The 7,739-nt window shown below is 59.4% G+C and carries 4 protein-coding genes and 1 pseudogene; 2 read left to right on the top strand and 3 right to left on the bottom strand.

What is annotated here, in order from left to right:
- Positions 1–386 precede the first annotated feature (386 nt).
- Positions 387–1,199, top strand: coding sequence for a hydrolase (locus tag J7E82_RS19310; RefSeq protein ID WP_214865619.1), 813 nt, complete (start codon positions 387–389; stop codon positions 1,197–1,199).
- A 183-nt stretch (positions 1,200–1,382) separates the two neighbouring features.
- Here J7E82_RS19310 and J7E82_RS19315 read toward each other — a convergent pair whose 3' ends face one another.
- The 3 genes and pseudogenes from J7E82_RS19315 to J7E82_RS19325 form a co-directional block, all read right to left on the bottom strand.
- Positions 1,383–2,888, bottom strand: a complete 1,506-nt coding sequence (locus tag J7E82_RS19315; RefSeq protein ID WP_251042153.1) for a phenylacetate--CoA ligase family protein — start codon at positions 2,886–2,888, stop codon at positions 1,383–1,385.
- A gap of 86 nt (positions 2,889–2,974) precedes the next feature.
- Positions 2,975–4,051 (bottom strand): hypothetical protein, encoded by a 1,077-nt coding sequence (locus J7E82_RS19320; protein ID WP_214865621.1) that lies wholly within the window; start codon positions 4,049–4,051, stop codon positions 2,975–2,977.
- A gap of 641 nt (positions 4,052–4,692) precedes the next feature.
- Positions 4,693–5,841 (bottom strand): annotated as a pseudogene (locus J7E82_RS19325) (IS3 family transposase).
- A gap of 723 nt (positions 5,842–6,564) precedes the next feature.
- Here J7E82_RS19325 and J7E82_RS19330 point away from each other — a divergent pair.
- The coding region (locus tag J7E82_RS19330; protein ID WP_251042154.1) for an Ig-like domain-containing protein at positions 6,565–7,739 on the top strand (1,175 nt) is incomplete at its 3' end.

A 7,739-nucleotide genomic window follows, 5' to 3' on the forward strand; every position in this document is an offset into this window, starting at 1 on the left:
GACACAGCGGACCGCTTATGCGAAACTTGCACCTACGAGATGCCTCTCTTTTCGGTTGTCAATGGGTTCTAGACAAACTCCATTTTCCTTGAAAAGACGGGCATTCTCGGTTTAACCCGCCGTCGGCGCCCCGATCAGCATCGGTGGATCAAGGCTAAGTCATTGAGGGGTGGAGCAGCGTGCTGTCTCATCCTAGTTGCGGCAAACCAGGAATCCGGCCACGCGTCTCGCACAGGTGCCTCTGTGTGCGGCCCGACCCGGGCTTCCGTAGAATCCGAAGGATCTCTTCCTAGGACACTTTCGCGTGCCATAGTCTGGGCGCCAGTCCGTGGCCGAAGGTGAAGAAGGCGGGAAGCAGGACACAAGACGCTTAGAAGGGACCGACCATGCTGATCTGCGCAACCTGCGCCGTCGAACGCGACGAACCTACCCCGGGGGTCTGCCCGATCTGCGCCGATGAGCGGCAGTATGTGCCCGAGGACGGACAAAAGTGGCTCACACTGGACGGGCTGGCGCAGAAGGGCCAGCAGACATTGTTGAAGGAGAACGAGCCGGGACTTATCGGGATCAGGACGGAGCCAAAAGTCGGGATCGGCCAGACCGCTCAGCTTGTCGTGACACACGAGGGTTCGCTGCTGTGGGATCCGGTCGGATATGTCGATGACAGCGCTGTGAAGGCGGTGCTGGAGCGAGGCCCGGTCCTAGCGATCGCCGCTAGCCATCCACACATGTTTGGTGTGCAGGTCGAGTGGTCGCATCGGCTCGGTGGCGTCACTGTACTTGTGGCCGACGCAGACCGGCGATGGCTGGGGCGCAACGATCCGATCATCGAATACTGGTCCGGCACCCAAACCATCGCCGAAGGCTTGACACTGCACCAGACCGGGGGCCACTTCCCGGGCAGCGCGGTGGTGTACTGGGCTGCAGGAGCGAGCGGTAGAGGAGTTCTGTTGAGCGGTGACAGCGTGTTTCCGAATCCAGATCGTCGCTCCATCTCCTTCATGCGCAGCTACCCGAATCATTTGCCGCTATCCGGCGCGGTGGCGTTGCGAATCGCCGCGCAGCTGGGAGAGCTCGAGTTCGACCGGATCTACGGCAACTTCAACAATGTAATCGCGTCCGGAGCCACGGCCATTCTGCACGATTTCGCCCAACGGCACGCTGCTTGGGCGCGAGGAGACTTCGACCATTTGACCTGAACCGTCCATTTCCCCTTAGCGTCAGTTTGGGATCGAGTAGAGGTTCATGCTCGGATCAGCGATTGCTCTCGGCCTGGGGATCATTCGCGCCGGGCATCTCAGTGAACCCTTGAAGCCGCCGTTGCTATGCGGGCGCCGGGGACTTCTCCGTGAGAAATTGCCATTGCGTGACCATCACTGGAGTCAGTCAGCGGCTGCCGGATTCTTCGGTGCCTGGAAAGTGAGGTCCAGGCTCCAGTCTTGGGGAGCTGAGGGACCGAGCTGCCAAACGTACTCGTTCTTGAGCTTCGCTCCGTCACACCTGAACGGGCCTGTGTGTAGCGGATAGAACGCAATCGTGGGCAGGCTTGTGTCAGGTGATGTAAGGATTGCGTTGTTGAAATCGCCGTTCATACCTCTGAGTTGCTCAAGGATGTATTTCCTGTAGGCAATCTCGTCCAAGGTGCGCTCGTGAGTAGCTTTCGCGGTGAGCTGCAGCGCGATGTGAAGTTGTCGGTTTCCCTGCTCGTCTTCGAAACTGACGAGGCGGTGGTTCTCTACCGCTGCAAGGAGGGTCCGGTCGCCGCTGAGGACGTCACGCAGTGCATCGGGTGCGACGACGGCTCCGTTGAAGTCGACCGACAAGTCGCTCCTGCCGTAGTGGAAGAGCAGGGGGAGATCGAGGAACTGCTGACGAATGATGTCTTCGAGCCCGAATTCCCTGAGCACGGCATTGAGGTCGCGCACGCGCAGCACGTGCCCGCGGTCATGAATGTTGTATCGGATCCGCGGATTGACGTTCTCTTTCCGCACGATCGTGACGATCAGCTCTCCGTCGTCGTTTGTTTCTATGAGGTAGTCGTAGGGGTTGAACTGGAAGATCATCGGCAGCACACTGTACTCTGCCTGCTTGGTGAGCCGGGCCGACAGTGCAAGGTTGGCTGCGATGGCCTGACGGAGCTGCACTGTGTAGTCCGTCTCGATAGCCAGGTTGATCTCAAGGTCGGAGGCCCCGTAGGAGCCGAAAGCGCTGTGGGCGTACTTTGTGATGTGCGCGCGCATGTTCTCGCTGATGCCCTCGCCGCCGAATGCCGCCACGATGTCGTAGGCTTCCCAATTGATTCGGTCATCTTCGAACAGTGCTTTCAGGAAGGGCGGGTAACTGAGGATGATGTATGTGTAATCCGTCCCGAACTCGAGCATCGTGGCGATTACCTTGTTACGGTCCGGGCCAATGGATTTGATCATGGTGACGTCCGTTAGGGAAGTAGTGACGTTCATCCCTGTCGCCCATGCTCCGAGTGAGAAGCAGTTGAGCACGAACGGCTGCTTCGTGAGGGTCTCCGCCGTGCGCGAGAAGCCAACCTGGAGCAGCTGTCGGGTGGCGAGGCGTTCGTCCAGGCCACGCACCCAGCTGGTGGGAACACCTGAACTTCCCGACGATTCATCGACTACGACACCGTGGCGGGGAAGAACGCCGTCGACGCTGCGGGCGGGAATGGTCCAGCGTTTGATATAGCTGTCTTTGTCCATCTCTGGCAGTGCGGCGAAGGCCTCCGCAAGTGTTTTGCCCCTGAGGGAAAGCTTTCCCGATACTCCATGTTCGAGAAGGAAGTCGCGATAGGCCGGTACGCGTTTAGCTGCCATCTCAAAGGTTCGCCAGGCCCTCCAGCGTCCGGCGGCCCACCGGAAAGGTTCAATGCCGGGCATCAATAGTATGCGATGGGTGGAGACCCTTGGGGTGAACAGCCCGACAAACCTGTCCATCAGAAAGACGAATGCGAAAATGAATGTTTTCAAGGAGTGGCTCCTGTGGGGACGTGTCCCTCGGGCAAAGGACTGAGCAGCGTCGAGGTGGCGGGGCGTCGGTGTGCAGTTGGAGGGGTGGAGCTGTAGCCGAATCTAAAGAGCATCCACGCCATTCTGTCCGCGAATTCGTGGATTCCGGCCTCCCGAATGAATTCGGCGTGGGAGGCCGGGTTGGTGATCACTGTGCCGAAGGGATGAAGGTACACGCCTCTCTCAGAAAAGAAGAGCCATACCCGCATGAAGGTACGTCCGGCTTCGAGAAAGTGGGCAGGCTCGGCGAACGGGCCTTCCAGCCAGCCGAGCTGTCGCACGCCGCGCATCGTGCGCAGATACAAAGTTCTAATGAGGCCGCCGATTACCGGGAAGGACCAAAGACTGCGGTGCCGCATCGTGAAGCGAAGCACCCGACCCGGGATGACCATGGTTTCTGCACTCAGCCCGTCCGCCTTTGCGGCCGCTTCATCCTTTGAGAACCTCAACCACTGCATAATCTCGGCGTAGACCGCGTCATTGCGCAAATCAGAAAAAAGCGTCTTCTGATTGATCCTCACGAGCGAAGAGACAATGCGGTTATCGACCGTCGAGCGGAATTCGAATCCTTGCTCGGCGGCGACTGAAGAAGCTGCTGCGAGTATCTCCTCACCCACGATCCTGCTGTCATAGGGCCGGCGGGAAGTCTGTCTGGACCGGAACGCAGCGAGCCGTCGTTGAGCCGCGGACCGGGTTTCGGCGTCCGCGTCGGTGGGTTCCAATCGAACTGTGCCAATAAGATGCAGACGGTCTACGGCATCGAAATCCATTTCGGAGTGGTCAAGCGATTCGATGGTGCGGTAGCCGCGGGCTGCGGCAACCACAGACAACGACTCCAGGAAGACTCCAGCGCAAACGTGACCGAAAGGGATACCGAACGATTCGGCAGGCAGCCCGAGGTCAAGGTCATAGTAAACCAGTGCCGCTGTCTCGCTGATGGGCCGGAGCTTGATTGGCTGGGAGTTATGGGGCGAGGGGTACCATCGGACGTCCTCGACGATATTGAGCCACAGAGCCCTGGCGTCCTTAAACATGTCGCCAATCCATGAGACACCAGTAACGATAATCAGCCACGGGAGCACTTCCTTCGGTAAGTAGTTCGCGGAAACCCGCGAACTGAGCAATGACTCAGTTCGGTGGAGGGGTACGGCCAGACTTCATGCTTTCCATGGAGCGCTTTTACCGCCCCTCCCAAACCCAGACTCATATGTCCAAGTCCGACTTCGGGATGCAGTTAGGTGGTGCTGTAATAGGGCCGCGAGCCGACTCTGCCGCCCCTGAATTTGGGTCAGACCTTATCGAACTGCTGCCAGCGCTATCCGGTTATCCGACAGGACGCTCAGCAAAAGCAGCGGTGCTGCGGTATCTCATAATTCTCCTGATAACTCCGTCAACTCGATCTGCAGGGGTATCTGCACCTACCACAAGCTCATCGACCGTCGATCATCCCCGCAATGAAAGTACGCTGCCTCAGCCGCAAGCAATAGCAACTTGGGGCAATCCTGCGGAAATCCTGTGGCTGCGCTGAGTCGGGGTGATTGGGCCCCCGTTAGCAGTCCAGCGCTTATGCGATAGCTAATTGGTTTTCTTGCGTCCAGGTTTCCCAGTAGCGTTTCGGCGTCATACCGTCCAGGGATCCGTGGGGCTGATTGGGCCCCCGTTAGCAGTCCAGCGCTTATGCGATAGCTAATTGGTTTTCTTGCGTCCAGGTTTCCCAGTAGCGTTTCGGCGTCATACCGTCCAGGGATCCGTGGGGCCGTTCATGATTGTAGATAGCCTTCCATTCCTCGGCCAAATACTTCGCTTCGGCCATGGTGTCCATGACTTCTCCGGCGAGTTGCTCCCTTCTGAACTGGGCATTGAACGATTCGATAAAGCCGTTCTGCCACGGCGATCCGGGGTCGATAAATGCCGTGTCGACGCCGGCGGTGTTGCACCACTGGATGAGGGCGGCGGCGGTGAATTCCGGCCCGTTGTCGCAGCGGACGTAGGTCGGGGCGGTGCCGGTTTCGGCGATGATGTCCTCCAGCACCGCAACGACATCGGAGGCCTTGAACGACCGGCGCGGAATGATCGCCAGCGCCGTGCGGGTGTACTCATCGATGACGTTGAAGAACCGGATGTGCCGCCCGCAGGAGGTCACGTCGGACTGGAAGTCGAAGCTGACCACATGCATCGGATACTGGGCCGTCAGCCGTTGCTGTTCCCCGGCGCCGGGCCCGGTCCTTCGCTTCTTCCGCGCCCTGGGCTTGCAGACCAGACCCTCCTCGCGCCAGAGCCGGCGCACCCGCTTCCGGTTCAGCCCCACGCCATCCCATGCAGGCTGGGCCAGCAGATGCCAGCGCACCTTCCGCCATCCCCAGGCGGGATGCTTCCCGGCCACGGCCAGCAGCTCCATCCGCAGCCGCGCTTCCTCGAAACCCATGTCCGGCTTCTTCTTGCGGAACGCAGAACGGTTCTGGCCAAGAAGCGCACAAGCGAAGCGTTCGGACGCCCCGAACTTCTCCGCCGCCATGCCCCACGGCACGGCGGCGGGGTTCAGGGCTCAGAATTTTCCCTTCGCCACCTCGCTCAGGATGTCGATGGCCAGCTCCTTCTCAGCGAGCAGACGCTTGAGCCGGGCGTTCTCCCTCTCCAGCTCCTTGGTCCGCTTGGACGCCTCGGCGTTCTTCTCGGACCCGTACTGGTTCAGCCACCGATACCAGGTCGCCTCGGTGATCTGCAGTTCCTTGATGACCTCGACCATCGGACGTCCGTCGTTGAGCATCTTCTGGCCCTGCCGGACCTTGGCGATGACCTGCTCGGGGGTGTGTCTGCGTGCCATGATTCGTGAATTTCCTCCTGCGTCCATTCTCGGACACGAAACTCACACAAACACTGGACTTCTATATGGGGACCCAACCATTTCCTAAAAGCCCGTTGAAATAGAGAATCACAAATACAGCCACGACAATAAGCGTGATGATAGGCATCTGCCATTTTTTCATCAATTGTCCTTTCACCGCCTCTTATGGATGAGAGAGTACGCTGTCCAGCTATCTACCAGCCCTTGCATAAAATGTGCGTCCCACTTCCTTGGAACTGGGAAAGCCCAGGCAAGCCAATCCCCCGGAACTCTCGTGCGCATCCTCCCGCGTAATCAATGTGTGACAAATTTTGTTCCAAAGGGACGTCCCAAATACATGATGGTCTACCTCGTGCTGCTCCCCTGGGCGGTGAGAACCTCGGCAGACACCCCACGTGAGTCTTCTTGTTCCATCGCCAGGTTAGGACCGAGATTCGGAGTGTTCCGGGTGAGTTTCAGCGAAGTCTTGACTGTGATTATTCCCCGGCAGATAATCCGAAGAGGGCCGCACCCCCAGATGTGCCTCGCCTAGATTTTACCGATGTTTCGCATCCTTGCCCGGACGGCTGCAGCTCAGCTCGCCCTCCCGCAATGATTGCCCCCAGCCCCGTGCGGTTCCGGCCCGAGGCCGCCGCGGCATCTAATACTTCTACCCGCAGCGGGTTCCTGCCATCCGTCAGGGACCCGCTCAGGGAGTGCCCGATGATCACTGAATCCCGAACCTTTGTGGCGTCACTTCTCGCGGCGGTAACGGTTGGCGCCTTTGTTTTGTTCGGCGCAGGGGTCAGCGGTGACCCTAGGGCGGTTGCCGCACTCGCCACGCTCACGCTCAACGCAGCCACCCCGACCACGGTACTGCCCACAGATGACTCGTTCGAGTTCGCTGCTGTAGGTGACATGAACCCGGAAGGGAACACGTCCACCTCGTCCGCATCGGGCAAGAACGCTGCCAGCATCACCGCCAGCCTGAACGACGGGTCACTGGACAGCTTCATCGGTATCGGTGACTTCCAATACAACAAGGGCACCTGTTCGGCCCTCGGGGCGTGGAACACCCTATGGGGTGGAGTGAAAGCCAAGACGTTCTGGACGGCCGGGCCGAACCATGACGTGGAACCCGGTGTGAATGATGACGTGGACAGGTTCATGAATGGTGAATGTGTGTCCACGACCAAAAGCGCAACGAACACCACTCTTGGCCGGTTCCAGGACGCCCTTGAATGGTACTCGTTTGACAAGGGCAACTGGCACATTGTGGTAGCTCCTACGGCTACGTGGCGGTACAACGCCACAAGGGCACAGGCCATGACCGCGGAGATGGACGCTGATATGAAGGCGGCGAAAGCGGCGGCGAAGCATCTGGCCGTTGTCTACCACGACCCGTACTTCACATCGGACACATCGGCCCATACCCGCTTCTCTGAGGGCAAGCCGTGGATCGACATGTTCTGGGCGAACCGGGTCAAGATACTCCTGTCAGGTTCACAGCACAACTATGAGCGGACCTGCCCGGTGAACAACGCGGACCAGTGCGTCACGGACGGGATGCAGCAGTTCCAAGTGTCCACCGGCGGTATCGGTTTGCGGTCCTTCCTCAGCGACCCTGCCTATGTGCAGAAGAAATTCAGCGACACGTGGGGCCATCTGAGGGTGAGCCTCAAAGCTGATGGCTCCTACACGTGGGAGTTCCGCCCTGTCCATGGCGGGATGCAGACAGACAGCGGATCACGGGAGTCGGATACCACCCCGCCCAGTGATACGACGGCTCCGGTGGTGACGGGTACATCTCCGGTTGCTGGTGCGACTGGTGTGGCGGTGACGGCGAATGCGACGGGGTCGTTCTCGGAGGCGATGGATGCGTCGACGGTCACGTCGAA

It is taken from the genome of Arthrobacter sp. ISL-30 (assembly GCF_018613855.1).
In the GTDB taxonomy this organism is placed as follows: Bacteria; Actinomycetota; Actinomycetes; order Actinomycetales; family Micrococcaceae; genus Arthrobacter.